The sequence below is a fragment of the Hymenobacter lucidus genome (genome assembly GCF_020447265.1).
Taxonomy (GTDB): domain Bacteria; phylum Bacteroidota; class Bacteroidia; order Cytophagales; family Hymenobacteraceae; genus Hymenobacter; species Hymenobacter lucidus.
Genome location: NZ_JAJADR010000002.1, coordinates 480,303 through 505,759 on the forward strand (window position 1 = coordinate 480,303; position 25,457 = coordinate 505,759).

At 57.7% G+C, this 25,457-nt stretch carries 21 protein-coding genes and 2 tRNA genes; 17 read left to right on the forward strand and 6 right to left on the reverse strand.

What is annotated here, in order from left to right:
• Window positions 1–228: 228 nt before the first annotated feature.
• The gene (locus LGH74_RS08770; protein ID WP_226174700.1) at window positions 229–942 is read left to right on the forward strand and encodes a hypothetical protein; all 714 of its coding nucleotides are present in this window, start codon (window positions 229–231) and stop codon (window positions 940–942) included.
• A gap of 1,395 nt (window positions 943–2,337) precedes the next feature.
• Here the strand turns inward: LGH74_RS08770 and LGH74_RS08775 are convergent.
• Window positions 2,338–2,411, reverse strand: a tRNA-Ile gene (locus tag LGH74_RS08775).
• Between the two features lie 131 nt (window positions 2,412–2,542).
• Here LGH74_RS08775 and LGH74_RS08780 point away from each other — a divergent pair.
• The 3 genes from LGH74_RS08780 to LGH74_RS08790 are packed head-to-tail and all read left to right on the forward strand — an operon-like array spanning window position 2,543 to window position 5,072.
• Window positions 2,543–3,199, forward strand: coding sequence for an HAD family hydrolase (locus LGH74_RS08780; protein ID WP_226174702.1), 657 nt, complete (start codon window positions 2,543–2,545; stop codon window positions 3,197–3,199).
• Complete coding sequence (locus tag LGH74_RS08785; protein WP_226174704.1) at window positions 3,177–4,400, forward strand: site-2 protease family protein; 1,224 nt, start codon at window positions 3,177–3,179, stop codon at window positions 4,398–4,400. Before LGH74_RS08780 ends, LGH74_RS08785 begins: the two co-directional genes overlap by 23 nt.
• Before the next feature lie 36 nt (window positions 4,401–4,436).
• Complete coding sequence (locus LGH74_RS08790) at window positions 4,437–5,072, forward strand: hypothetical protein (RefSeq protein ID WP_226174706.1); 636 nt, start codon at window positions 4,437–4,439, stop codon at window positions 5,070–5,072.
• A 71-nt stretch (window positions 5,073–5,143) separates the two neighbouring features.
• On the opposite strand, the gene LGH74_RS08795 is transcribed toward LGH74_RS08790, so the two are convergent.
• Entirely contained in the window at window positions 5,144–6,340 is a 1,197-nt protein-coding gene (locus LGH74_RS08795; protein WP_226174708.1) for a phosphoglycerate kinase, read from the reverse strand.
• A gap of 550 nt (window positions 6,341–6,890) precedes the next feature.
• On the opposite strand from LGH74_RS08795, the gene LGH74_RS08800 reads away from it, so the two are divergent.
• The 9 genes from LGH74_RS08800 (at window position 6,891) to LGH74_RS08840 (ending at window position 16,564) form a co-directional block, all read left to right on the forward strand.
• Window positions 6,891–9,725, forward strand: coding sequence for a D-alanine--D-alanine ligase family protein (locus tag LGH74_RS08800; protein WP_226174710.1), 2,835 nt, complete (start codon window positions 6,891–6,893; stop codon window positions 9,723–9,725).
• A gap of 243 nt (window positions 9,726–9,968) precedes the next feature.
• The gene (locus tag LGH74_RS08805; RefSeq protein WP_226174729.1) at window positions 9,969–10,754 is read left to right on the forward strand and encodes a PASTA domain-containing protein; all 786 of its coding nucleotides are present in this window, start codon (window positions 9,969–9,971) and stop codon (window positions 10,752–10,754) included.
• Window positions 10,755–10,920: 166 nt separating this feature from the next.
• Entirely contained in the window at window positions 10,921–12,813 is a 1,893-nt protein-coding gene (locus LGH74_RS08810; RefSeq protein ID WP_226174731.1) for a T9SS type A sorting domain-containing protein, read from the forward strand.
• Between the two features lie 84 nt (window positions 12,814–12,897).
• On the forward strand, window positions 12,898–13,200 hold the full coding sequence (locus LGH74_RS08815) for a rhodanese-like domain-containing protein (RefSeq protein WP_226174733.1): 303 nt from the start codon (window positions 12,898–12,900) through the stop codon (window positions 13,198–13,200).
• Window positions 13,201–13,371: 171 nt separating this feature from the next.
• Window positions 13,372–13,821: a MarR family winged helix-turn-helix transcriptional regulator gene (locus tag LGH74_RS08820; protein ID WP_226174735.1), complete on the forward strand. Its 450-nt coding sequence runs from the start codon at window positions 13,372–13,374 to the stop codon at window positions 13,819–13,821.
• Window positions 13,822–13,862: 41 nt separating this feature from the next.
• Window positions 13,863–14,297 carry an organic hydroperoxide resistance protein gene (locus tag LGH74_RS08825; protein ID WP_226174737.1) on the forward strand — a complete coding sequence of 145 codons (435 nt, stop codon included), beginning with the start codon at window positions 13,863–13,865 and terminating at the stop codon, window positions 14,295–14,297.
• Window positions 14,298–14,379: 82 nt separating this feature from the next.
• Window positions 14,380–15,375, forward strand: a complete 996-nt coding sequence (locus tag LGH74_RS08830; protein ID WP_226174739.1) for an NADP-dependent oxidoreductase — start codon at window positions 14,380–14,382, stop codon at window positions 15,373–15,375.
• A gap of 164 nt (window positions 15,376–15,539) precedes the next feature.
• Window positions 15,540–15,848, forward strand: coding sequence for a putative quinol monooxygenase (locus LGH74_RS08835; protein WP_226174741.1), 309 nt, complete (start codon window positions 15,540–15,542; stop codon window positions 15,846–15,848).
• Between the two features lie 35 nt (window positions 15,849–15,883).
• A complete protein-coding gene (locus tag LGH74_RS08840) occupies window positions 15,884–16,564 on the forward strand; it encodes a type 1 glutamine amidotransferase domain-containing protein (protein WP_226174743.1) in 681 nt (226 codons plus the stop codon).
• Between the two features lie 78 nt (window positions 16,565–16,642).
• On the opposite strand, the gene LGH74_RS08845 is transcribed toward LGH74_RS08840, so the two are convergent.
• The 3 genes from LGH74_RS08845 to LGH74_RS08855 all read right to left on the reverse strand — a co-directional run bounded on the left by LGH74_RS08845 (window position 16,643) and on the right by LGH74_RS08855 (window position 20,534).
• Window positions 16,643–18,565 carry a RecQ family ATP-dependent DNA helicase gene (locus LGH74_RS08845; RefSeq protein ID WP_226174745.1) on the reverse strand — a complete coding sequence of 641 codons (1,923 nt, stop codon included), beginning with the start codon at window positions 18,563–18,565 and terminating at the stop codon, window positions 16,643–16,645.
• 170 nt (window positions 18,566–18,735) lie between these two features.
• Window positions 18,736–19,545 carry a hypothetical protein gene (locus tag LGH74_RS08850; protein WP_226174747.1) on the reverse strand — a complete coding sequence of 270 codons (810 nt, stop codon included), beginning with the start codon at window positions 19,543–19,545 and terminating at the stop codon, window positions 18,736–18,738.
• A 332-nt stretch (window positions 19,546–19,877) separates the two neighbouring features.
• On the reverse strand, window positions 19,878–20,534 hold the full coding sequence (locus LGH74_RS08855; protein ID WP_226174749.1) for an ABC transporter ATP-binding protein: 657 nt from the start codon (window positions 20,532–20,534) through the stop codon (window positions 19,878–19,880).
• Window positions 20,535–20,717: 183 nt separating this feature from the next.
• Between LGH74_RS08855 and LGH74_RS08860 the strand changes: the two genes are divergently transcribed.
• The 3 genes from LGH74_RS08860 to LGH74_RS08870 all read left to right on the forward strand — a co-directional run bounded on the left by LGH74_RS08860 (window position 20,718) and on the right by LGH74_RS08870 (window position 24,405).
• Window positions 20,718–21,854 carry a glycoside hydrolase family 113 gene (locus LGH74_RS08860; RefSeq protein ID WP_226174751.1) on the forward strand — a complete coding sequence of 379 codons (1,137 nt, stop codon included), beginning with the start codon at window positions 20,718–20,720 and terminating at the stop codon, window positions 21,852–21,854.
• Window positions 21,855–22,074: 220 nt separating this feature from the next.
• Entirely contained in the window at window positions 22,075–23,277 is a 1,203-nt protein-coding gene (gene sucC, locus LGH74_RS08865; RefSeq protein WP_226174753.1) for an ADP-forming succinate--CoA ligase subunit beta, read from the forward strand.
• Window positions 23,278–23,505: 228 nt separating this feature from the next.
• A complete protein-coding gene (locus tag LGH74_RS08870; protein ID WP_226174755.1) occupies window positions 23,506–24,405 on the forward strand; it encodes a transglutaminase-like domain-containing protein in 900 nt (299 codons plus the stop codon).
• 77 nt (window positions 24,406–24,482) lie between these two features.
• Here LGH74_RS08870 and LGH74_RS08875 read toward each other — a convergent pair whose 3' ends face one another.
• On the reverse strand, window positions 24,483–24,932 hold the full coding sequence (locus LGH74_RS08875) for an organic hydroperoxide resistance protein (RefSeq protein WP_226174757.1): 450 nt from the start codon (window positions 24,930–24,932) through the stop codon (window positions 24,483–24,485).
• Between the two features lie 174 nt (window positions 24,933–25,106).
• Between LGH74_RS08875 and LGH74_RS08880 the strand changes: the two genes are divergently transcribed.
• Window positions 25,107–25,181 (forward strand) — tRNA-Arg (locus LGH74_RS08880).
• Window positions 25,182–25,457: the final 276 nt, after the last annotated feature.

Sequence of the window (25,457 nt, forward strand, 5' to 3'; positions counted from 1 at the left end):
TCACATGGAGCCTATTGTCCCACATACCCAACAACCAACGGCCGACTTTCAACTTAAGCTTGATCGAATCAACAGAGTGATTGCGGAGTTAAATAAAGAAACAGATAGAGGTATAGCAATATTAGCTGCTGCAATGCTGGATCAGAAGCTACAAGCCATGCAACTCTGGATCAAACGGAGCGCCTGCGTCAGATGGGCTATGGTCTGCCAAGTAGCGTTGACAATATCTTGTATAATGCTCCCCACGAAATCACCTTGGTCCTTCGTGACACCATTGAAAAAGGGAAGTACATTGATATTATGGACTTCCCATATCCAGATAACTTGGTGGACGAAAATGGTCTCTTCTACGGTGAGATTGTAGCAACGCTGGTTACTAGCCCATACTTAGATGGCACTCAAGGTCCAGAATATTGCCAGACAGATGTGATGCTGTCTATGGGCACTTATGACTCAATCAAAGAACGAGACCTAGAAATAGCGACTGTTCGTAACCCTTATGGGCGCAACAATCCTCACAATGTTCTGCTTAGTAGCCATTACCAAGCACGTTACAGAAAGGGACGCTCTAGCTCAGGCTTTTCATCTGAACGCCAGCTCCGAGATGAGTCGCTCAAGTATCACCCAGTTAAAAAGTACGCCGTTAATCTTCACGAGATGACTGAAGCGCATCGGATGCGTTCACTACCATCTGCTCGGAAATGGTATTTACAACTGAAGTCACTGGCCAACTACGCGGCTGAACAATTGTTGAGCAATGCAGAATTAGCTCAAGAATTCTGCTTGATCATAACCATTAGTGACCCACATAAGCAGCATGACATATATAGTGCGGTAACTCGAAACCTTGACCGTTTTAGCTTTCCTCACTCTAACATCAAGTTGCACAACGAAAACCGCATCGACCTGCGCAATTCATTTGGAGAAGACCATGAAGTTTAGGCATAGCAACCTAATTCTAACGATAAAGCAGTCGAGACTCTCTGTATACATTCAGACCGCATCTATTGTCAGTAAATAAAAAAAGCCCTTCCCAATTATGAGAAGGGCTTTTTAGTGGAACTGGGTTCCGTTCTACCTCTGCTGCTGATGTTGATATTCCTGTAGTCGAATTGCGATGCTCATAACCCAGAACGCCTTCTTTACTTTCCTTTCTTTGAGCATCTAAATGCGATTTGGGCCAAGGACACCTTTCTGACCACTCGCTGGGAGGAAAAGGACGCGGGGAATATTTACCACCTGGGCATCTTCTTGGCCGAGGAGTACTATGCCGGACACAAACGAGATGCTACGGACTCGGACGTTTACTAGCCGGGAGTACCTGCGCGACTACGCGGCGCATATCAAGCTAGATGACTTACTGATAGAGTGGAGCAACGCGAGAAATTTCTGCTGCAGATAAACTGCTACTCATGTTGGTAAATGATGGTATCAGTTGTGCTTTCGTGAACAGCTGATTTAGTCTTGATTATGATTTTTTCTGTTTATGTGTCTTTATTTTTATCCTGATTTACCGACTTTCTACCCACCACTATTGTCATTATCAAGGCCAAGATGAAGAAAACTATTTGCAATCTCCATGGAAAAATTACATTTTTGCTATATATATTCGTATCCGATTTCGCTATGTTCCTTGTTAGAGCGTGAAGCATCCAAATACCGCAGAAGATAGCCAATAAGAACAGTATCCATGTCGTGATTATAAAGCCTGATGACTCGTTTTTTAACTCGTTGCCTGCTAGGGTAACCGAAACGGCAATAATTGCTGTACTAAGAGAAATAATTTGCTTAGCAGCATCCGCGGCAAGTCATAGGCCTTGCGTTGATCTTCATTCATCTCTCGGCTCATCAGCAGATAGGAGGTAATGGACATAACTTTTTTAGTACATCGCCGAAAGCAGAGGCATTCACGATGCTTTGCCCGTTTCGAACCGCAGTTGTTTCAAGCTCGTCCAGAAATGTTATAACATTTCTGGACGAGCTGATACTCGTCTACTCCAGAGCCTGCGGTTACAAACCCTGTTACCTCATCTCTATCGGCGAGGTACCTTTCTGGGTTACGCGATAATGTATTGTTATTAACAATCGCTTCATCAATTAGATAAATTATTTCTAATGAGAACGGAAGCGATCTGTTTTTGATCGACTGATTAGCAAATGTTCGAATCTCGTTTATGGACATTGTATTGGTATATAAAAAGTCTGAATCAAGTAGAGCAAATGAAATACAGATGTAGAGTAGTCCCCTATAGGGATCAAATGTTTTACCTATGTTTTACCACTTAACTTAAAAAAGCCTCTCCAGGTGTTTTGGAGAGGCTTTTTTAACACTATATGTGGGCCCAACTGGAATCGAACCAGTGACCTGCTGATTATGAGTCAGCTGCTCTAACCGATTGAGCTATAGGCCCTGCTCAAAACCGTCGTTAGTTGGTTTCGGCAGCGCAAACTTCGAAGTTTACGGCCGGATTTCCAATTCTTAAATGGCGACAGTCGGCGGCCAGTCCTTAGGGTGGCGGGCTGAGCGGTGGTACTCAACTATATGACTGGCAAAAAGCCCAACCTGCTCTTCGATTTCGGAGGCGTTATTATCAACATCGACTACCAGCTGACGCTGGAGGCCATGCGGACACTGAGCCAAGCGGATAGCACCATCGAGTTCAATCAGCAAAACCAGGCCGAGCTGTTTGACCTGCTGGAAACCGGCCGACTGACTCCGGCGGAATTTCGGGCGGGACTGCGCCGGCACTATGCCCTACACGAGGCCTCTGATGAGGCCCTGGATGCGGCCTGGAACGCCATGTTGCTCGACGTGCCGGCCGAGCGGCTGGCCTTTATTGCCGAACTGCGCGCTCAGGGTCACCATACGGCGCTGCTCAGCAACACCAACCAGATTCACATCCAGGAAATAAACCGGCGGCTGCAGGCGCAGTATGGGCTGCGCCACGGCATTGCCGACTGCCTCGACCGGGTGTTCTATTCCCAGGAAGTAGGCCTGCGCAAGCCTGGCCCGGAGATATTCGCGCATGCCCTACGGGAAATGAACTGGAAAGCGGCCGAAACTCTTTTTATTGAGGATAGTTTTCAGCACATCGAAACGGCCCAACGGCTGGGACTGCACACGCTGTTTCTGGCCCCGCCCCTCACGCTCACCGACGCCCTTCCCGCTGCCATCCGTGCCTTCTCTTCCCCTGCCTGACGCACCTGCTCCCGAAGCCCCTGCGGAAATTGATTTTGACCGGTACGAACGTCCCGAGCCGCCGCGTTGGCGCGTGTATTCGCTGCACCTGCTGCTGTTTCTCATCACCCTAACGACCACCACCCTGGCCGGGGCGGAGTGGATAACGGGGCGTCCCTTTTTTGTGCGGCAGGATGCACTGCAAGGCGAACTTTTCCGGCTCACCGGCTGGTTTACGCAACGCGAGATTCTGCGGGGGCTCTGGTTTTCGCTGCCGTTTCTAGGCGTGCTTACGGTACACGAGTTCGGGCACTACTTCACGGCCCGCCACTACAAGGTGCGGGCTACGCTGCCCTACTACATTCCGTTTTTCACCGGCTTTTTCAATACTATCGGCACCTTCGGGGCGGTTATCCGCATCAAGGACCGCATCTTTTCCCGCAAGGAATTTTTCGATATCGGCTTGGCCGGACCGCTGGCGGGTTTTCTGGTGGCCGTGCCGGTACTCATCTACGGCTTCACCCACCTGCCGCCCTGGGACTACGTGTTCCAGATTCACCCGGAGTACCGCGCCTACGGGGCCGACTACGCCCGGCACGTGTATGACGGCAGCGCGGGCGGCCTTACGCTCAACCACCCGCTGCTGTACAAGCTGCTCGAACAATGGTTTGCCGACCCCACGCGCCTGCCCCACCCCAACGAGCTGATGCACTACCCGGTGCTGCTGGCCGGGTCGCTGGCCTTGTTTTTCACGGCGCTCAACCTGTTGCCCATCGGCCAGCTCGACGGCGGCCACATTCTCTACGGCCTGCTGGGCTTTCAGCGCTTCAACCGGCTGTCGGTGGTGTTCTTTGTGAGCTTTATCTTTTACGCGGGCCTGGGCATCTTTACCCTGCATAGCTCCTGGGAAACCTGGCTCTACGGCGGCGTGCCGTATGCCCTCTACCTGTTCGTGGTGTTTCGGCGGGTGGTGCCCACCAAGCGGCGTACGGTGTTGCTGGGCCTGAGCGTGGTGGCGGCGCAGCTGGCACTCACGCTGGCCGTGCCCGGCATTGAGGGCAACCCCGGCTGGCTCGTGTTCGGCTTGCTGCTGGGTCGCTTTATGGGCATCTTCCATCCGCCCGCGCCCGATGAGCGGTCGTTAAGTTTGGGCCGTAAGGTGCTGGGCTGGGTGATGCTCGCTATTTTTGTCCTCTGCTTTTCTCCCTCGCCCTTCGGGTGATTTTTTAGGCCGGCCCGAGGCCGGAATTATCGTTCTATGTTTTTCGAACAACGTCAACTCACGCGCGTTACGCAGCTTGCCCTGCGGCCACACGGCCTATACGTCTGCGAGCGGACCCGCCGCGGCACCAAGCTTCTGGAATTTGAAATGCCCTACGAGGAAGTGCTGCCCGTGCGCGTGGAGCGCACCACCAGCACGCCCCAGCTCAAATGGGTGCCCCTAACCTTTCTCTGGCTAGCTTCCTATGCCCTGCAGCACAGCGGCAAGCACGTGGCGGGCATTACCAATACAGAGTGGGCAGTAGCCTTCGGCGTGGGCCTTCTGCTGGTGGCAGTTTACCTCTATGGCCAGAACAACTGGTGGCGGCATTTCAACCTGGGCACCTCCCGCGCCTCTATCCAGCTGGCTGACCGGAGCAGCCAGCGCAACGAGCTGAACAACTTCGCCGAGGCCCTTGAACAGCGCAGCAAGGCTTACCTCAAGGAGCATTACGCAGCTGTCAATCCGCTGGGCATCATCGAGCCCCAGCTGCAGCGCCTGCACTGGCTGCGGCATCTCGACGTGGTGAGTGAGGCCGAGGCCCGTGCTCTGGCCACGCGCCTGACTGGGCAGGTGCCCACCGCGCCGCTCATCAGCATGGGCCAGACGCTGGAGCCGCCGTACGTGAATTAGAGGAACTGTTATTTCATAGAAAAGGCCCGCCGTACTCATTACGGCGGGCCTTTTCTATGGAATAAACGGGATTAACGGCCTTCCAGAGCGGCTACGCCGGGCAGTTCTTTGCCTTCCATATACTCCAGCAGCGCGCCGCCGCCGGTCGAAATGTAGGATACCCGGTCGGTGAAGCCCATCTGGTTGACGGCCGCGGCCGAGTCGCCGCCGCCGATGAGGCTGAAGGCGCCGGCGGCCGTAGCATCGGCAATGGCGCGGGCCACAAACTCGGTGCCCACCGAGAAGTTGCTCATCTCAAACACGCCCATCGGACCGTTCCAGAGGATGGTTTTCGACTGGCGGATGATGTCGGCGAAGGTTTCGCGCGACTCGGGGCCGATGTCGAGACCCATCCAGCCGGTGGGAATGCTCAGATTGCCGGCCACGTCGATGTCGGCATCGTTGGCAAACTTGTTGGCAATGATGCTATCCACGGGCAGCACCAGCTGCACGCCTTTGGCTTTGGCTTTCTCGATGAGGCTGGCAGCCAGCTCTACCTTATCGGCTTCGAGCAGGGAGCTGCCGATGCTGCCACCCTGGGCCACGGCAAAGGTGTAGGCCATGCCGCCACCGATGAGCAGGTAGTCGACTTTATCGAGCAGCTGCTCAATGATGAGGATTTTGTCGGAAATCTTGGCCCCACCCATGATGGCCGTAAAGGGGTGCTCGGGGTTGGTGAGCACCTTGTGGGCATTGTCTAGCTCGCTCTGCATGAGGTAGCCGGCAATGCGGTTTTCGGGCGTAAAATACTGGGCCATAACGGCCGTGGAAGCGTGCTTGCGGTGCGCGGCCCCGAAGGCGTCGTTTACGTACACGTCGCCGAGTTGGCTAAGCTTTTCGGCAAAAGCCGCGTCGCCTTTTTCTTCCTCGGCATGAAAACGCAGGTTGTCGAGGAGCAGGATTTCGCCGGGCTGCAGCGCGGCCGCGGCCTGGGCCGCTTCCTGCCCGATAACGTCGCCGCCGAACTTAACGGGGGTGCCGTACTCCTGCCCGAGGCGTGAAACGAGGTTGCGGAGCGAGTTTTTCTCGTCGGGGCCACCTTTGGGCCGGCCCATGTGCGAGAGCAGCACCACGGCGCCACCGTCGGCCAGAATCTTCTTGATAGTGGGCGTGGCCATCCGGATGCGGGTGTCATCGGTGATGTGCAGGGCCGAGTCGAGCGGCACGTTGAAATCGACGCGCACCACGGCCCGCTTGCCGGCGAAGTTGTACTGATCCAGAGTTTTCATGGAAAAGAATAGGGTTGGAAGAGGTCTTACTACGGGCGAATGTAAGCAGAGGCGGCGGGTTGTGGCGGCTCCCAGCCCGGATTTGCGGCAGAAACCGCCCCGGTATCTTCTCCAAACGGCTTTTCGCGGGCCAAAACAGGCTGGGAGTACTCTCCAAATGACTTTCGGCAAGAAATAACTGGTTTGGTAAGCTCACCAAATGACCTATTCCCCGCCGAAAGTCATTTGGGGAGTACTAATCTGGGCTTCTTACAGCTCAAAACAGGGTTGGGGTACTCTCCAAATGACATATTTCCCGCGGAAAAACCTTTGGAGAGTACTTCAAACCTGTTTTGACATTCCGAAACTGGTTTGAGAACACCTCGCGGGAGTTTTAGCCTGTCAAAACTGCTTGGGGGAGCCATCTTGAGGCCGTTGGCCAATAGTAGCGCGAACTTTGTAGTTCGCGTACCGAAACGATTCGGACGGCGCGGGGCACGCGAACTACAAAGTTCGCGCTACTGGCCCGGCACTCGCCAATCCCCCAATGACTCGTACCTTTGCTTTACGTATGAAAATAGGCATCTTCTTCGGCGGCCCGTCGCGTGAGCGGGAAATATCCTTTGCTGGCGGCCGCACGGTATATGATAACCTGGACAAATCCCTGTTCCAGGCCGTACCCATCTTCGTGGACAGCCGCGGCAACTTCATTTTGCTCGACTGGCACTACATCTACAAAGGCACTATCCGCGACTTTTATCCGCCCGTATCGGCCCTGCCCGACTCGCAACACAAGCTGCAGGTGTACCTCGAAAGCCTGGGCGAGCTGAGCACTGAGGAGCAGGATACGATTATTGGCGAAGTAGGCCGGCGCGTGCCGCCCAACGAGCTGCCTGAGCTGATGGACTTTGCCTTCCTGGCCCTGCACGGACCCGGCGGCGAGGATGGGGCCATTCAGGGCCTACTCGAATGGTACGGCATTCCCTACTCCGGCTCCGGCATCTTGCCCTCGGCGTTCGGCATTGATAAGATTGCCCAGAAAAAGCTGCTCAAAGCCCTGCACAAGCCCACGCCCGAGTACCGGGTGCTGACGGCCGAGGAGTGGGACACGGCCGCCAGCCAGCCCGCCATCCTGGACTACCTGGTGCGCGAATTGGGCTTGCCGTTGGTGTTCAAAGCGCCGCGCCAGGGCTCCAGCATCGGTATTTCCATTCTGCGCGAAGCCAACGCCGAGCAGTTTGCCCGCGCCGTGGAACGCAGCCTGTTCCGCAAAACCGTAACGAAAGAGGAATGGCAGCGGCTGGGCGAGCAAGACAAGATTGCCTGGGTGCAGCACCTGACCGATATCCGCGACGGTATCGGCCTGCCGGTGGTAGTTGCTAGTTCTTCGTTGTCAGTTGTTAGTGAAGCAGTAAATCAGAACGGCCTGACAACTGACAACCAACAACAAACAACTGTTTACCACCCTGAAGCACTGCTGCAGGCCCTGGATGGGGCCTTTGCAACGGCCGAAACCGTGCTGCTGACCAACGTGGACGGCGAGGCCCAGGTGCTGGTGGAAGCGTTTGTGGCCGGGCGCGAGTTCAGCTGCATCGTGGTGGAAGACCCCAGCGGCAACCCGCTGGCGCTGCCGCCCACCGAGATTGTGAAGGGCGAGGAAATGTTCGACTACCGCTCGAAATACCTGCCCGGCCTGAGCCGCAAAATCACCCCGATTGACCTGCCCGAAGCCGAAATCCAGCGCATCCGGGAAGCCTGCGAGGAAATGTTCCGCACCTTCGGCTTCCAGGTATACGCCCGCATTGATGGGTTCATTGTAGAAGGGCATGAGGGTAAGGGGGTAAGAGGGCAAGAGGGAGAACCAACAACTCCTACCCTTCTACCCTCCCACCCTCCTACCCAAATCTTCTTAAATGACCCGAATACCACCTCGGGTATGCTGCCCGCGTCGTTCTTCTTCCACCAGGCCGCCGAAATTGGCCTGAACCCGTCGCAGTTCCTCACCTTCCTGATCCGGACTTCCCTGGCCGCCCGGCGGCGCGGGGGCATGAAGCCGGTGCGGCTGGCCGGGCTGCTGCGGCAGCTCGACGAGGCCGTGGCCTCGCGCCAGCACGAGGAGTGCACCCGCACCAAGGTGGCCGTTATTATGGGTGGCTACTCTTCGGAGCGCCACATTTCGGTGGAAAGCGGCCGGAATATCTACGAGAAGCTCAGTTCCAGCATCAAGTATGAGCCGGTGCCCGTGTTCCTGACCGGCAACAGCCAGGAATTCCGCCTCTACGTGCTGCCCATCAACGTGATGCTGAAAGACAATGCCGACGACATCCGGGAGAAAATAGAGTACGCCGAGGCCGGCCACGCCCAGCACCCGGTGCTGGAGCGGATTCGGACCGAGGCCAGCGCCATTACCAGCACCTACGCCGGGCAGGCCACGGCCCAGCCGCGCCGCCTCTCGTTTGAGGAGCTGGCCCACGAGGTGGATGAGGTCTTTATTGCCCTGCACGGCCGCCCCGGCGAGGATGGTGCCCTGCAGCGGGAGCTGGAAAAGCTAGGACTGCCCTACAATGGCTCGGGTGTGGAAAGCAGCAGCATCACCATCAACAAGTTTGAGACGAACCGCCGCCTGCGCGAAGCCGGCCTGCGGGTAGCCGAGCACCGCATGGCCGCCCGCCTGGAGTGGCAGGCCGACCCGGAAAGCTTCTACCGCAGCCTGGAAACGCAGTTTGCCTACCCCTTCATTGCCAAGCCCGCCGACGACGGCTGCTCCTCGGCCGTGAAGAAAATCAAGAACCGCGCGGAGCTGGAATCTTTTACCCAGCTTATCTTCCGCGACCAGGAAGACCTCATGCCCGAGCCGGCTACGGTGCTGAATCTGGGCTTCAAGGAGGAATTCCCGCAGAAGGACGCCTTTTTGGTCGAAACCCTCATCAGCCGCGACGGGGCCCGGCATTTTCTCGAAGTTACGGGCGGCCTGCTCACCCACTGGCAAGCGGATGGACAGCTGGAAATCGAGGTGTTTGAAGCTTCCGAAGCATTAGCCGGCGGCGAAGTGCTGAGTCTGGAAGAGAAATTCCTGGCTGGCGAAGGCCAGAACATCACGCCGGCCCGCTACGCCCCGGAAAAAGCCGAGCGGCAGCGCATTTCCGACGAGGTGAAAGCCGAGCTCAAGCGCGTGGCCGAAGTGCTCAACATCCAGGGGTACGCCCGCATCGACGCCTTCGTGCGGGTGCGCGAAACGGGCGCCGTAGAGGTTATCATCATCGAGGTCAACTCCCTGCCCGGCATGACGCCCGCCACCTGCATCTTCCACCAAACGGCCCTCAACGGCTACACGCCCTACGATTTCATCGACCGGATCCTGGAATTCGGCAAGGAGCGCAACGCCAAGCTGACCGCCGCCGGCTAGAGCTAGAGTTAAGCTAGTTCCCCTCCTCAGATGAGGAGGGGCTAGGGGTGGTTGACCACGGCAGAACGATATTTAGTAGTAGCTCTAAAACTGTTCTGCCGTTTCAACCACCCCACCCTTCGAGCACCCCTCCTCATCTGAGGAGGGGTGTTAGCTTGCTAATTTCTTAGCAGCTTCTGACTCCAACCTCCTACCTTTCGCTCAAAATTCCGGCTATTTCCATTTTAGCATCCTCTTCTCCCAATGTCATTTCTCAAATCGGATACGCCCCTCGACCTTGTAAAGCACCTGCTGGTGATTGGGGCGGCCGGGGCGTTGCTGCTGTTTGGCTTCTTCTTCGTGTACCTGCCCATCACCACCAACCACGGCGAAACCATTGTGGTGCCCAAAATTACGGGCATGAAGCAGGAAGCCCTGGAAGACTACCTTGACGAGCGGAACCTGCGCTACTTCGTGGACGACAGCAGCTACAACCCCACTATTGCGCCCTTCACAGTGCTCACCCAGGACCCCGCGCCCGGTGAGCGGGTGAAGGAAGACCGCAAAATCTATATCTCGGTGAGCATGAAAAACCCGCCGGTCATCAAGATGCCCAAGCTGGTGGACGGCTCGGTGAAAAATGCCCAGATGATCCTGAAAAGCTATGATCTGGTAGTCGGCGAAATCAAGCTGGTGCCCGACCTGGCCCAGAACGCGGTGCTCAAGCAGCTGGTGGGCGGCAAGGAAATTGTGCCCGGCGCCCCCATTGCCAAAGGCACCCGTGTAGACCTGGTGGTAGGCGACGGCCAGGGCAACCAGGAATTCCCGGTGCCCAACGTGGTAAACATGCCCCAGGATGAAGCTGCTACCCTACTCGTGGGCCAGGGCCTGCAGGTAGGTGAAATCTTCTACCAGCCCGCCGAAGAAGGCCAGACCGACGGCACCGTGGTGAAGCAGCGCCCCGTGCCCGCGCCCGGCGCCACCATTCGCATGGGCCAGCTCGTCGACCTCTGGATTGCTGGCGACGCCCCGCTCAAATCGGTGAATTAGCCGCGCATTGTCCGTCATGATAAGTTACAAAAGACCTTTTCGGAGCTTCCGGAAGGGTCTTTTGCGTAACGGCTGAACTCCACCGCCGCCTTGACTCTTGTTCAGGCAGCCGGCATACTGAAATATTCTGGCAGCCGACCACGTTTGGCTTACGTAACTTGCCTCTATGACCCGTTTCCTACGCTTCTTATCTACTTATCTGCTGGCCGCCGGCCTCTCCCCACTGGCGGTTCAGGCCCAGATGGCCGGCTCCCTGCCCAACGACCCCAGCCGGGCCATCACGCCGGTTACGGCCGCGCCGGTGGGCCGCCCCACGGTGCTGGCCCTGCCCTTCTTCGACGACTTCTCCACTCAGCCCGAAGGTGCGCCTAATGCGGTGCGGTGGGCCGTGGGCGGCGGCACACTGGTCAACAACCGCTTCGTGCTGGCCCCACCCTCTCGCGGCGCCGTTACCTTCGATGGGCTCAAAAGCAACGGCCAACCCTACGGCAGCTTCTTCAGCGACACCGACACGCTCACGTCGCAGCCCATCGACCTGAGCGGGCTGAGTGCCGCCGACAACGTGTACCTGAGCTATTTCTGGCAGGCGGGCAATATTTTCTCGGCGCCTACGGCTGCCAGCAGCTCCCGCCAGATATTTCTACAGCTTGAATTTCTGGATAATACCGGCAGCTGGCGGCAAATCTGGATTCAGCGCAGCCAGGGCGTGCGTACCGGCTTCCGGCAGTTGCTGTTTCCCGTAACCGAGGCGCGCTACCTGCATGCGGGTTTCCGCTTCCGGTTTCACTCGTCCGGCAACCAGTCGAACGTGGATGGCGACGATGCCTGGAGCATCGACTACGTGCGCCTCGACCGTAACCGCTCTGCCGCCGACTCTACCAACCGCGACATTGCCACCAGCCGTCCGCTGGGGAGCCTGCTAAAGCGCTACACGGCTATGCCGGTGTGGCAATACAACGCCAACCCGACGCCCAGCAACGAGTTGAACGACGTTATTGGCACCACCGTCAACAACCTGGGGCCGGGGCCGGCCGGCACGCCCGTCAACTGGTTTGGCCGCCTCCAGGTGCTTCCCACGGGTACGGTGACCACCACGGCTTCCGGCGGCAAGTCGCTCGACCCGCACACGCGCCAAACGCCCATCAGCGTAGATGCGCGCACCCTGGCCATTCCGCTCACGCCCGAGGAAAAGGTGCTGCGCCACTCCATTTACCTGTTGACGGGTGAAACGGCGGCCTCCGCCACCGTGCGCAACGACACCATTACGCGGGTTACGGAGCTGAAAAACTACTATGCCTACGACGACGGGACACCCGAAGCCACGCTCAGCATCGAGCGGTTTTCGACCGGCGCGCCCCGCTACCGCGCCTACCGCTTCGACCTCAACAAGCCCGACCAGGTTCGTAGCCTGCGCATCTACCCGATCCTGCCGGCCGCGGCCGGCCGCGTTATTACGGCCAACGTGTGGGACGACCAAAGCGGCACGCCCGCCGCGCAGCCCAAGGCCACCCAAAGTATTACGATTCCGGCTACGCTACCAGCCGGCCAAAGCTATATCGACATCATCTTTGCCGCGCCGGTACCCGTATCGGGCACGTTTTACCTGGGCTACGGCCACGGCCCCTTCGGCAATTCGGTGGTGCCCTTCGCCCTGGATCTGAACAATGCCCCACCCGCCGGCTACTTCCTGAAAAGCACCTTCGGCGTCTGGGAAAACGCTTCTTTCGACTACTCCACCGTGGGTGGCGCTCCGGCCGGTAGCATCATTATGCGGGCCGTGATGACCAACAACTCGACCGTAACGGCCACCACTGACTCCCAAACGGCCGCCGCGTATTCGCTTTACCCCAATCCCAGCTCCGGGCTGGTGCGGGTGGATGGCAGGTACGCCCGCGCTGCCGTGCTCGATGCCCTGGGCCGCCCCGTCTGGGCGCAGCCGGTCGGGCAGCTGGGGCAGCCCGAGCTGGACTTGCGGGCCCTGGCCGGTGGCGTGTATCTGGTGCAGCTCACCCTGCCCGATGGCCGCCTGGTAACCAAGCGGCTGATGCTGGCGTTTTAGCCTTACTTCACTTATTCTTCAGCTGGAAATGGCTATTGTTGCCGAATCAATTGCCAGTTGAACTCTATTTCCTGCTCCTACCTCATGAACGACATCACCCCCCAAGAGCTAAAACAACGCCAATCTGCCGGCGAGAAACCCCTGATTCTGGATGTGCGCGAAACCTGGGAAAACGAAGAATCCCGCATTGAGGGCAGTCAGAATATTCCTCTGGGCACCCTACCCGATAAAATTGAGGAACTCGAAAACCTGAAAGACCAGGAAATCATTGTGCACTGCAAAGGCGGCGGCCGCTCGGCTACAGCCAAGGCGCTGCTTACCCAGCATGGCTTCTCAAACGTGCGTAATCTGCTGGGCGGTATCACAGCCTATCAGCAGCAGCAATAAAGCAGCAGCCTCTGGGCACTGCCAACGCCGGCTTTCTGCGCTGCAGATGGCCGGCGTTTTATTTTTCATTTACTAAGCACTCACAGTGAACCTATTAGCCTAAACATGCAATATTTAATTGCACACAACTAAACATTGCACAACCAAACTCCGTTATACTTGCACAACACAATGGAAAACACGAGCCAACATTCTCCCGAAGACCTGCTGAAGCTGGAAAACCAGCTGTGCTTTCCGCTGTATGCCGTGTCGCGGATGCTAACCAAGGCCTACCAGCCTTACCTGCAGGCTCTCGACCTGACTTACCCGCAGTACCTGGTGTTTTTGCTGCTGTGGGAGCATGAGGAGCTGACGGTGAAAGAGCTGGGCGAAAAGCTGCTTCTCGACTCGGGCACCCTCACGCCCTTGCTCAAGCGCATGGAACAAAAGCAGTGGCTGAGCCGCCGCCGCGACCCGCGCGACGAACGGTCGGTGATTATCGGCCTCTTGCCCGCCGGCCGGGAACTGCAAAAGGCCGCCTGCCACATCCCCGAGCAATTGTTGGGGCATATGGGCATGTCAGTGACCGAGTTTGAGCAGCTGCGCACCCAGTTGAATACACTTCTAACCCGGCTTACCTGACCAGGAAAGCCTTTTTTATCTAACTTTTTTCTGTTCCTCCGATGAAAATCGAAAAAATCTTCACGGCTCAGGCCAAAGCCAAAGGTGGCCGCGACGGCCAAGTTACAACCGACAACAACGTACTGACCGTGGACCTGAGCACGCCGAAGGAAATGGGTGGCCCCGGCAAAGCCGGCGCTACCAACCCCGAGCAGCTGTTTGCCGCCGGCTATGCCGCCTGCTTCGAAGGCGCGTTGGGCGTAGCTGCCCGCCAGGCCCAAGTGAAGCTGAATGGCGTGACGGTGGAAGCCTTCATCGGCTTTGGCAAGGCAGAAGACGGTGGCTACGGCATTTCGGCTGACCTGCACGTGAACATTCCCGGTGTGGAGCAGGGCCAGGCCGAGCAGCTGGTAGAAGCCGCCCATGGCATTTGCCCCTACTCGCGCGCTACCAAAGGCAACATTGAAGTAAACCTGACGACTACGACTAACGCGTAGGTTTCTTTTTGCACGCCAGTCAGCCAGCGCAAGTGCCGGCCGACTGGCGTTTTTGTTGCTGCACTTTTCTCCCTTTTCCGCTATGAAAACCAACGTTATCCGCTTAGCCAGCCGCCCCCAGGGGTTGCCTACCGCCGAGCAGTTTCAGTTCGACACCCTGGATCTGGCTGTTCCCGCCGCGGGCCAGGTGCTGCTCAAAACCCGCTACGTATCCGTCGACCCCTACATGCGGGGCCGCATGAACGAGGGCAAATCCTACGTGCCGCCCTTCGTGGTGGGCGAGCCTATTGCGGGCGGCGTGGTGGCCGAAGTTATTGAAAGCCAGAATGAAGCTTTGCCGGTGGGCAGCGTGGTAGTCGGCAACTTGCCCTGGCAGGAATTCATTCTGTCGGATGGCAAAGGCCTGAACCGCATACCGGCCGACAAGGCGCCGGTGAGCTACTTCCTGGGCTTGCTGGGCATGCCGGGCCTCACGGCTTATTTCGGTCTGCTCGATATCTGCCAGCCCAAAGCGGGTGAAACCGTGGTAGTGTCGGGTGCGGCCGGGGCCGTGGGCATGATTGTGGGCCAGCTGGCCAAGATTCAGGGGGCTCGGGTGATTGGCACGGCCGGCTCCGACGAGAAAGTGGCCTACCTGCGGCAGCTGGGCTTCGACGAGGCCATCAACTACAAAACCGCCAACATTGCCGAAGCCCTGGCCGCCGCCGCCCCCGCGGGTGTCGACTGCTACTTCGACAACGTGGGCGGCCCCATCACCGACGCGGTGTATGATTTGCTCAACAAGCACGCCCGTATTGCGCTCTGCGGCCAGATTTCAAGCTATAACGACACCGAAACGCCCGTGGGGCCGCGGCCGGAGGGCAAACTGCTCAAAACCAGCAGCAAGCTACAAGGCTTTATCGTAAGCGACTACCTCAGCCGCTGGCCCGAGGGTGTGCAAAAGCTTACCGAGTGGTATGGTCAGGGCAAGCTGCAAACCGAGGAAACCATTACGGAAGGCTTCAACCAGATTCCGGCGGCATTTCTGGGCCTGTTCAAGGGCGAGAATACTGGCAAGGCCCTGGTAAAAGTCAGCTAGCCAAGCTGCGCAGGAAACAAAGTAGCACGTCATTCCGAGCTTGCCGAGGCATCTTGCGTGCTGAGGTTGCTAGAGTAATCTGTTCCCCATGACACGCGAGATGTCTCGCTAAGGCTCGACAGGACGTTCAGGCAGCTTATCCCAAACCCACTAAAACACCTATCATGACCAATCAAGCGGACATTTATTGCGTAGCGGCCGAGTGGCTGGTGCAACCCGACCACGTAGAAACCGTGCGCCAGCTGTTGCTGGAAGCGGCAGCGGCCGTACGGGCCAACGAGCCCGGCAACCTGGTATATACAGCTCACCAGGCGGTTGACGAGCCGGCGCGCTTCTTCATCTATGAGCAGTATGTGAACCAGGACGCGCAAATAGCGCACCGCGAAACAGCCGACTTTAAGCGCATTGTGCTGGGCCAGATAGTGCCGCTACTGGCCGAGCGTAAAACCACCTTTTACCGGCTGCTAGCCTAAGTTTCCAGCCTTTTTTCACCTTAATTTCGACTACGATGAACATATTGATGGTATTGACCTCCCACGACCAGCTGGGCAACACCGGGCACAAAACCGGCTTCTGGCTGGAGGAATTTGCGGCTCCCTACTACGTTTTCAAAGATGCCGGCGCAACCCTGACGCTGGCCTCGCCCGCCGGTGGCCAACCGCCCCTCGATCCGAAGAGCGACGACCCCAGCGCCCAGACCGACGCCACCAAGCGCTTCAAAGCCGACCCTGCGGCTCAGCAAGCCCTGGCCAACACGGTGCAGCTCGCCACGGTTTCGGCCGCCGACTACGACGCGGTATTTTACCCCGGCGGCCACGGTCCGCTGTGGGATTTGGCCGAAGACAAAAAGTCTATTGCACTGATTGAGAGCTTCTACGCCGCCGGCAAGCCCGTAGCGGCAGTGTGCCACGCGCCCGGCGTACTGCGCCACGTAAAAGCCGCTAACGGCGAGCCGCTGGTGAAAGGCAAAAAGGTAGCAGGCTTCACCAACACCGAGGAAGAGGCCGTGCAGCTCACCGACGTCGTGCCTTTCTTGGTGGAAGACATGCTGAAGTCAACCGGCGGCAATTACTCCAAAGGCGCCGACTGGGTCCCCTACGTGGTAACGGAAGGCAACCTGATTACGGGCCAGAACCCGGCCTCCTCGGAGCCGGCCGCCGAGGAACTGCTCAAGTTGCTGAAGAAGTAGCCGCAGCAAGTCTGTCGATGAAAAAGCCGCCCCAGCTGCCCCTGAAACCAAGGGTAGCCGGGGCGGCTTTTTCGTGCGCTACCCCAGCCGCCCATCCGGTGCGTAGCGCAGCTCGCCCAGCTCCACCAATTCCCGCAGCTGCTCGGTAACGGCCGTAGACTGCCCGGGCGCGAAATGGGCCAGCACCTCGCGGGGCGTTTGGGGGGTGGCCTTTAGAATCCGCAGCAGCTGCTCGCGCAGTCCAGCTACCGGAGCGGCAGGCTGTTGGGCTTTCTTCTGGGCCAGGCAATAGTCGCACACTTTGCAGGGTGCGGCATCCAGCTCGCCGAAGTACTCCAGCAGCAGTTGCTGGCGGCAGCGCCCCCCGTCGGCGTAGCGGATTACCGATTCAGTTTTGTGCACGGCCAGCTCCCGGGCCTGGTTGAGCCGCTTCTGGTCCAGTGGCAGCTTAGCTGCGTCGTGGCGGCCCGTGGTAAACAGCGCCTGGGGCGACTCGTGCTTGGGCTGGTACTGAATAATGCCCGAGCGGTGCAGAAACACGAGCATTTTGCGCACGTCCAGCACGCTCTTTTTCAAGTGCTGGGCCAGGCTGTTTTCTGAAATTCGCTGGAAGCCCACGAACAATTCGCCACCGTTGAAGCGCAGCAGGCTTTTGATGAGCTGGTCGTGCTGGGCATTGGCCACCTGAAACCGGTACAGGTCGGTGTGGTCGATGGGAATGTGCACCCGAGCCGGGTTGTTCACGGCTTCATTCACCTGCACGAAGCCTTCCCGCTCCAGGGTCCGCAGGCTGTTGTGCGCGTCCAGGGCCTTGATGCGGTAGGTTTCGGCAAATTGCTGCAGATCGAAGTCGAAGGCCACCAGTTCGCCACCGCCCACGGCCGTGCGCGAGAAGTTAGCCAGCGCCTGGTACACGCGCCGCACGGTATCGAGGGGCGGAAAGGCCTGCTGAGTGCGCCGGCGCAGTTCGTCGGCATCGTTAGGCCCCTGCAACAGCACAGCAAAGGCATACTTCTCGTCCCGCCCGGCCCGGCCGGCTTCCTGGTAATACGCTTCCAGATTATCGGGCGCGTCGAGGTGCACTACCAGGCGCACGTCGGGCTTGTCGATGCCCATGCCAAAGGCGTTGGTGGCCACGATGCAGCGGGTGCGGTTTGCCATCCAGTCCTGCTGGGTGCGGGTGCGCTGCTCACTGGGCAGGCCCGCGTGGTAGGGCGCGGCCTTCACCCCGGCCTGCTGCAGAAAGGCCGCCGTATCCTCAGTTTGGCGGCGGGTGCGGGCATACACGATGCTGGTTTTCTCGGCTCCCACGCCGTGCACCACTTCCTGCAGCCGCTTGAGCTTGTCTTCAGTAGCCAGCACCGAGTACGACAGGTTGGGTCGGGCAAAGCTCTGCTGAAAAACGCGGTGGTTAGGGCCAAAATGCAGTTTTTCCACAATGTCCTGGCGCACCTGCTCGGTGGCGGTGGCCGTGAGGGCAATGCAGGGCACGTCGGGCAGCATTTCGCGCAGCTCAGCAATGCGCAGGTAGGGCGGCCGGAAATCATAGCCCCACTGCGAGAGGCAGTGCGCCTCGTCCACGGCCAGCAAACTCACCCGCATCTTCTTCACCCGGGCCTGAAACATGTCCGTCAGCAGCCGCTCGGGGCTTACGTAGAGAAACTTCACCGGCCCGTACACGCAGTTGTCCAGCGTCTGGTCGATTTCGGTGTGGCTCATGCCCGCGTACACCGCTTCGGCCTTGATGCCGCGCTTGCGCAGGTTTTCCACCTGGTCTTTCATCAGGGCAATCAGCGGCGAGACAACCAGGCACAGGCCGGGGCGGGCCAGGGCCGGCACCTGAAAGCAGATGCTCTTGCCGCCGCCGGTGGGCAGCAAAGCCAGCGTATCCTGCCCGGCCAGCACCGAGCGGATAATATCTTCCTGCATGGGGCGAAATGCCGTGTGGCCCCAAGTTTGGCGCAACACCAGCAGAATATCGTCGGTAGGCAGCTGTGACAAAGCGTAAGAATATGGTAGCGTAATTAGGCGAAGGTAGCGCCACCGGGCGGGAAACGGAAGTACGGGTACTCGCTGTCGCCTCACGCCTCATTCCGAACCAGCCAGACACAAAAAAGCCCGGTTCCAAATGGAACCGGGCTTTCGAATAAAGATAAGCTAAGAATAAACTCTTAGGCGGCAGCCGACTCGCCGTTTTCACGGTCGTCGATAGCCTTTTTCAGCTTGGCAATAGCCGAGTTGGCGCGCTCCTCATCCAGACGGTTGATGTTCAAGAGCATCTTGGTCTTTTCCTGACGGGTAATCACCGGATGGTTGAGCAAGCGAATGATTTCCTCTTTCTGCGACGCCGTAGCGTAGGCTACTGCCGGCGCGGCAGCTTCCTGAGCAGGCTCAGCAGGCACGGCCTTCATGGCCGCAGCTACTGCCGGGGCGGGAGCTTCCTGAGGAGCAGAAGGAGCGGCAACCACCTTCGCATCGGCCGTGTTGCCACCGTATTCCATTTCCTCAGCCGGGGTGGGCTCGTAGCCCGCCGCCCGGATAATCCAGGCCAGGATGTTGCGGTAAGCCTTACCAATAGCGCGCGTCTGAGCCATGCTCATGATAGCAAACTCCTGGTAAAACTTCTTGCCCTGCTCCTTATTCGAGCAGATGGCAAAGCCCGCGCCCACCGTGTGCCCCGACTTCATGTCGAAGAGCGTCACTTTGGCCTGATACTTTATTTCAGTTTCGGTGCTCACATTGATAACGTGGTCCACGATGGGCACGATGCCCAGGCGCGCACCGGCATACTGCCAGCCTTCCACGTTCACAAACTCTTTGCCCTGCACCGTGGTGCTAAGCTTATTCTCCTTGATGAACTTGGCCAGGTCCGTGGCCAAGTGCAACGTCTCATCGGAGCGCGAAATGTCGTAGCTCTCGATTTTGGTCTTGTTGACCTGGGTTTTAGGGGCTTTGGTGGCTTCGTTCATGGCGGTTTCCATAAGTGTCCTGTAGTACGTTCTGTTGTTCTATTACTAAACTAAAGTACGCTGTTTTTGGTGCAAAAATCAACCACTTTTTTAGTAAATTTTATTGTTGATTATCAAATACTTACAAAGTATTTTCAAATACACACATTCCAACCTCGTTAGCACAATAGTAAACGCAAGCCATATACTATGTGTTCCTGGCCCGGCCAACTTATGCTAAATTATTTAGTCGACACACTAAGGCAGCACCTGCCAAAACCAGGGCCACAAAAAAGCTCTGCCGAACCGACGTCCAGCAGAGCTTCTAACGATATTATTATGAGCCGGTTACCCAGCGGGTTGCATTAGCCTTCCCAGATGTTGCCGTCCTTCATTGTAATCTTACGGTCGGCCATTTCGGCCAGCTGATCGTTGTGGGTTACAATCACGAAGGTCTGGCCCAGTTCTTTGCGCAGCAGAAAGAAAATCTGGTGCAGTTCCTGGGCGTTCTGGGAGTCGAGGTTGCCGCTGGGCTCGTCGGCAAAGATGATTTCGGGCGAGTTAATTAGGGCCCGGGCTACGGCCGTGCGTTGCTGCTCGCCACCGCTCATTTCGGAGGGCTTGTGGTCGGCGCGGCGCTCCAGGTTCAGCATCCCGAGCAATTCGCGGGCCCGAACCCGGGTTTCCTTTTCCGAGCGGCCAGCCAGATAAGCCGGCAAGCACACGTTTTCGAGGGCCGTAAACTCGGGCAGCAGGTTGTGAAACTGGAAAATGAAGCCGATATGGCGGTTGCGGAACTTGGCCAGATTAGAGCGGCTCAGCGAGTTTACCGAGGTTCCATCAAAGAGCACCTCGCCCGAATCGGGATTGTCGAGGGTGCCCAGAATGTGCAGCAGCGTGCTTTTGCCAGCTCCCGAGGAGCCGACGATGGACACGATTTCCGATTTCTCAATCGTCAGATCGATGCCCCGGAGCACTTCCAGCGTGTTGTATTTCTTTCGAACGTTGATGGCCTGCAGCAAGGGAAAGCAGAATTGAATGAGCGCGTATTAAAAACAAATCTACGGAATGTAGGGAGTTGTCGGGTTTCGAATGCAGATTAGCATCGGTTTGGCCGTCAGCTTACGGCCCTGCTACGGATAAAACGCTGGCAGTGCCGCTTCTACAGCCATTTTCTTTTTCGCTCACTTCGCGCCTCGCCCGCTATGGTTGCTCCTTTTGCCTCGCGCCACTGGCTCTGGGTGTGGCCCGCCGCCGCGCTGGGCCTGCTGCTGGCCGTGGCCGCAGCCTGGTGGCAATGGCCCCACTCCCCGGCCCCGCTCCCACCCGTTACTGCCCCGACCCGCCCTCTGTCCGAGCTGCTGGCCGATGGCCGGTTTCGGGGCGTGAGCTGGGTAGCCGGCGACTCCGTAACGGATGCTGACCTAGAGCCCCTCACCCGCGCCCACGTCACGTGGCTGGTCCAAACGCCGTTTGGCTGGCAAACCGATGCTACTCAGCCCGCCGTGCAGCTCCACACTGGGGCCGGCACCCGGCGCCGCAGCCGCGGCGGCTACTGGGGCGAAACCGACTATGGCATTGTGCATACGGCGCAGCTGGCCCAGAAGCGCGGTATTCAGACGCTACTCAAGCCCCACCTCTGGGTGCGTGGCCCCGGGGCCTGGCCCGGCAGCATCGAGATGCAGAGTGCCGCCGATTGGCAGGCCTGGTTTGCCGCCTACTCTACCTTTATTCTGCACTACGCACGGCTGGCCGAGGAAAACCACCTGGGCGGCTTCTGCATCGGTACTGAGCTGGAAAAGACGGTGGGCCACGAGCAGGAATGGCGCACTCTTATTAAAGAGGTGCGCCAGGTGTACCACGGCCCCCTGACGTACGCAGCCAACTGGAGCGGCGAGTTTGAGCAAATCCGGTTCTGGGACGCGCTGGACTTCATCGGCATTCAGGCGTATTTCCCGCTGAGCAAAAACGCCAGCCCCGCTAAAGCCGAGTTGCTAGCGGCCTGGCAGCCGTACCGTGCGGCCATTGAGCGGGTGCAGAAGAAATTCCGGAAGCCGGTGGTGTTTACCGAGGCCGGCTACAAAAACACCGCCGATGCCGCCGTGGAGCCCTGGAAATGGCCCGACCGCACGGCCGTTTTCATCACGCCCGACGAGCAGACCCAGGCGGCCTGCTACGCCGCGCTGTTTGAGACATTCTGGCCCCGGCGCTGGTTTAAGGGCCTTTTCATCTGGAAATGGTACCCCGGCCTGGCACCCGATGGCCCGGCCCGCCGCCACGCCGACTTCACCCCCCAGCACAAGCCTGCCGAGCAGGTAATGGCCCAGTGGTTTGGGCAGTAACAGCGCGCAACTATAGCGCGCGTATCAGCAAGATTGTCGTTTCGCCACGCGAACTACCAAGCTCACACTGCCAACAAACCGCCGGGCAGCGGGTTAAAAAGACGATTTTCAAGTCCGAACCGGCGGATTACTTCCTGTCACTCGCAATGACAGCGAATAATGCCTACTTTCGTGGCCTAGTAGAACACCACCCCGTCAACCCCCATTGAACTGACCCTCTATGAACATTCACGAGTATCAGGGTAAAGAAATCCTCAAAAGCTACGGCGTCCGTATCCAGGAAGGCATCGTGGCCGACACGGCTGAAGAAGCTGTTGAGGCGGCCCAAAAGCTGACTGAGCAAACCGGCACCAGCTGGTATGTGATTAAGGCCCAGATCCATGCGGGTGGCCGCGGCAAAGGGGGCGGGGTGAAACTCGCCAAAAACCTGGAGCAGGTAAAAGACATTGCCGGCCAGATCATCGGCATGCAGCTCGTTACCAAGCAAACCGGTGCCGAAGGCCGCAAGGTCAACAAGGTGCTCATCGCCCAGGACGTGTACTACCCCGGCGCTTCCGAGCCCAAGGAATACTACATGAGCGTGCTGCTCGACCGTACTTCCGGCAAAAACGTCATCATCTACACCACTGAGGGTGGTATGGACATTGAGGAAGTAGCCGAGGCGCACCCCGAGAAAATCCACAAGGAAATTATCGACCCGCGCGTGGGTCTGCAGGGCTTCCAGGCCCGCAAAATTGCCTTCAACCTGGGCGTTGAGGGTGAGGCCTTCAAAGAGATGGTGAAATTCGTAACGGCCCTGTACAAAGCCTACGACGAAACCGACTCCTCGATGTTCGAAATCAACCCTGTGCTGAAGACGTCGGACAACAAAATCCTGGCTGTTGACGCCAAGGTAAGCCTCGACGAAAACGCGCTGTACCGCCACAAGGATTTCGTAGCCCTGCGCGACACCAACGAGGAAGACCCGTTGGAAGTAGAAGCCTCGGCCTCGAACCTGAACTATGTGAAGCTCGACGGCAACGTGGGCTGCATGGTGAACGGTGCCGGCCTGGCCATGGCTACCATGGATATCATCAAGCTCAGCGGCGGCGAGCCGGCCAACTTCCTCGACGTAGGGGGTGGAGCCAATGCCCAGACCGTAGAAGCCGGTTTCCGCATCATCCTGAAGGACCCGAACGTGAAGGCCATCCTGATCAACATCTTCGGCGGTATCGTGCGTTGCGACCGGGTAGCCAACGGTGTAGTGGAAGCTTACAAGAACATCGGCGACATCAAAGTACCCATCATCGTGCGCTTGCAGGGTACCAATGCTGAGGAAGGTGCCCGCATCATCGACGAAAGCGGCCTGAAGGTATTCTCGGCCGTGTTGCTGAAAGATGCCGCTCAGAAAGTGAAGGAAGTGCTGGCTTCGCAGCAGGCCTAGACAACCTTCATTTCCTTAGCCGGAAATGAAAAAAGTCCGCTCGATAATTCGAGCGGACTTTTTTATGCTACATAATCATGTGGTTTGTGCTACGATATAGCCAAGTTAATAACGAATTATTATCATTCTTGCAACATAGTATTGTAGAAACCTAAGAAGTTAATTCACGTTACAAGCTTTCCTCTCCCACTCTCTTACCTACTGCCTACTTGCTCAAAACATTTACTCATGGTTCATAAGGCAATTGCAGGATTTGCACTGTTTGCAGTTCTAAGCAGCACCTACATTACGGCGGCCCAGCTTTTGTCGCCCCTCCCCGACCAGCCCCTCGAGTTTGCTCTTGCTCCCGACCCTATGCCCTGCGTGTTTCAGTACAGCTCTGCCGATGAGCCCTACCTGGTGACGTTGCGGGAAAACTACGCGCTAAACGATATTGTGGCCGGCAAAACTACGGACCTCGAAAAAGCCCGCACGCTTTGCACTTGGGTGCACAACCGGTGGGTGCACGATGGGCACGTACGCGCCAAAAAGCCCGACCCGCTGTCGATTCTGAAAGAAGCCGACCTGGGCAGCAACTTTCAGTGCATTGAATATAGTATTGTACTCAGCGGTGCCCTCACGGCAATGGGCATGCCGGCGCGGGCGGTGTATCTCAAAACGGCCGATGCCGAAACCCGTCGCGAAGGTGCCGGCCATGCCGTTACGGAAGTGTGGCTGCGCGACCAGCAGAAATGGGCCATGCTGGATGGCCAGTGGGACGCCGTACCCCTGCTGGACAACGAGCCGATCAACGTAATTGAGCTGCAGAAGGCTTTGGCCACCAATGACCCGCGGCTGCGTATTGAAACGGCCTCGAATACCCGGGCCAAGACCTATTTCAACTGGGTTGGTCCCTACCTCTACTATTTCGACACCGTAATTGACAACCGGTTTGGCGTCAAAACCCAGCCCAGCGGGGTGATGCTGGTGCCCATGGGCGCCAAGTGCCCTACCGTATTTCAGCGCGACACACCCATTCGCCGCATGCGTTACACTAACTCGGTAACAACGTTCTACCCGCGCCCGATGGAGTTCTTGGGCGGTGAAGCCACCAAGCTGGTATCTCAGGAAGGTGGACGCTCCTATTGAATTGGAGACTTTCTGACGTATAAAAAAGCCCCTGCTGAAAATCAGCAGGGGCTTTTTTGTGGCTTACTGAGCTGGGCTTATGCGTTATCGGCAGCTACGGCAGCAGGCTGTCCAGCTATTTTCAGCTCTACTTCCATGTTGCCGCGCGTGCCCACGGAGTAAGGACATATCTGGTGTGCCTTGTTGACTATGTCGGTAGCCGTCTGCAGGTCCATGCCCTTCAGATCCACATCCAGCACTGCGCTCAGGCCATAGCCCTCGCCTTCCTGAAACAAGGTTACCGAGCACTGCACCGTGCTGGCCGGGTCAAGCGTCTGGTTTTCCCGATTGGCAATAACAATCAGCGCCTGCTGAAAGCAAGAGGCATAGCCAGCGGCGAAAAGTTGCTCGGGGTTGGTAGCTCCTTTCTTGCCACCCAAGCCCTCCGGAACCGACATATTCAGATCAATAACGCTGTCGGAGGAGCGCACGTGGCCACTACGGCCGCCGGTGGCCGTGGCATCGGCCGTATATAGGTTCTTTTTCATGGTAGGTGTTAGGTTAGCGGGTAATCGGTTGTGTATCTGTCTTAACTGACAAATAGCCTATTTGGTTGTGCCAGCCAGCATCAGGATTTTGCGCTCAGCGATACTTACAAATGCGGATTGGGTTTGGCAGGGCGTATTTTTCTCTCTACTTTTGCCCCATATCTGCTTCGAATTGGTCGCGTCGTACAACGGATAGTATAAGAGTTTCCGAAGCTCTTGATCTAGGTTCGATTCCTAGCGCGACCACCAAAAAGGCCCTCACAGTATCGTGAGGGCCTTTTTTATTTAGTCAGTGGCAGTTTCAGTGGCATATTTATCCGATTTGCTTCGTTTTCGCACCCTTATCTGCCTGCGGCAAGGGCCGCTTACGACCTGGCAGGTGATAAAATTTATACCAGCGTCCCTGCACTTTGTGCCACCTGCTGCGGTAGCGCTAAATTTTCGGTTCAGGCGTGGGCAAGCTGGGTAGTGGCACCATCGGTTGATGCGATGGTGCCACATGGTTTTTATGCCGACCTTGCGTTA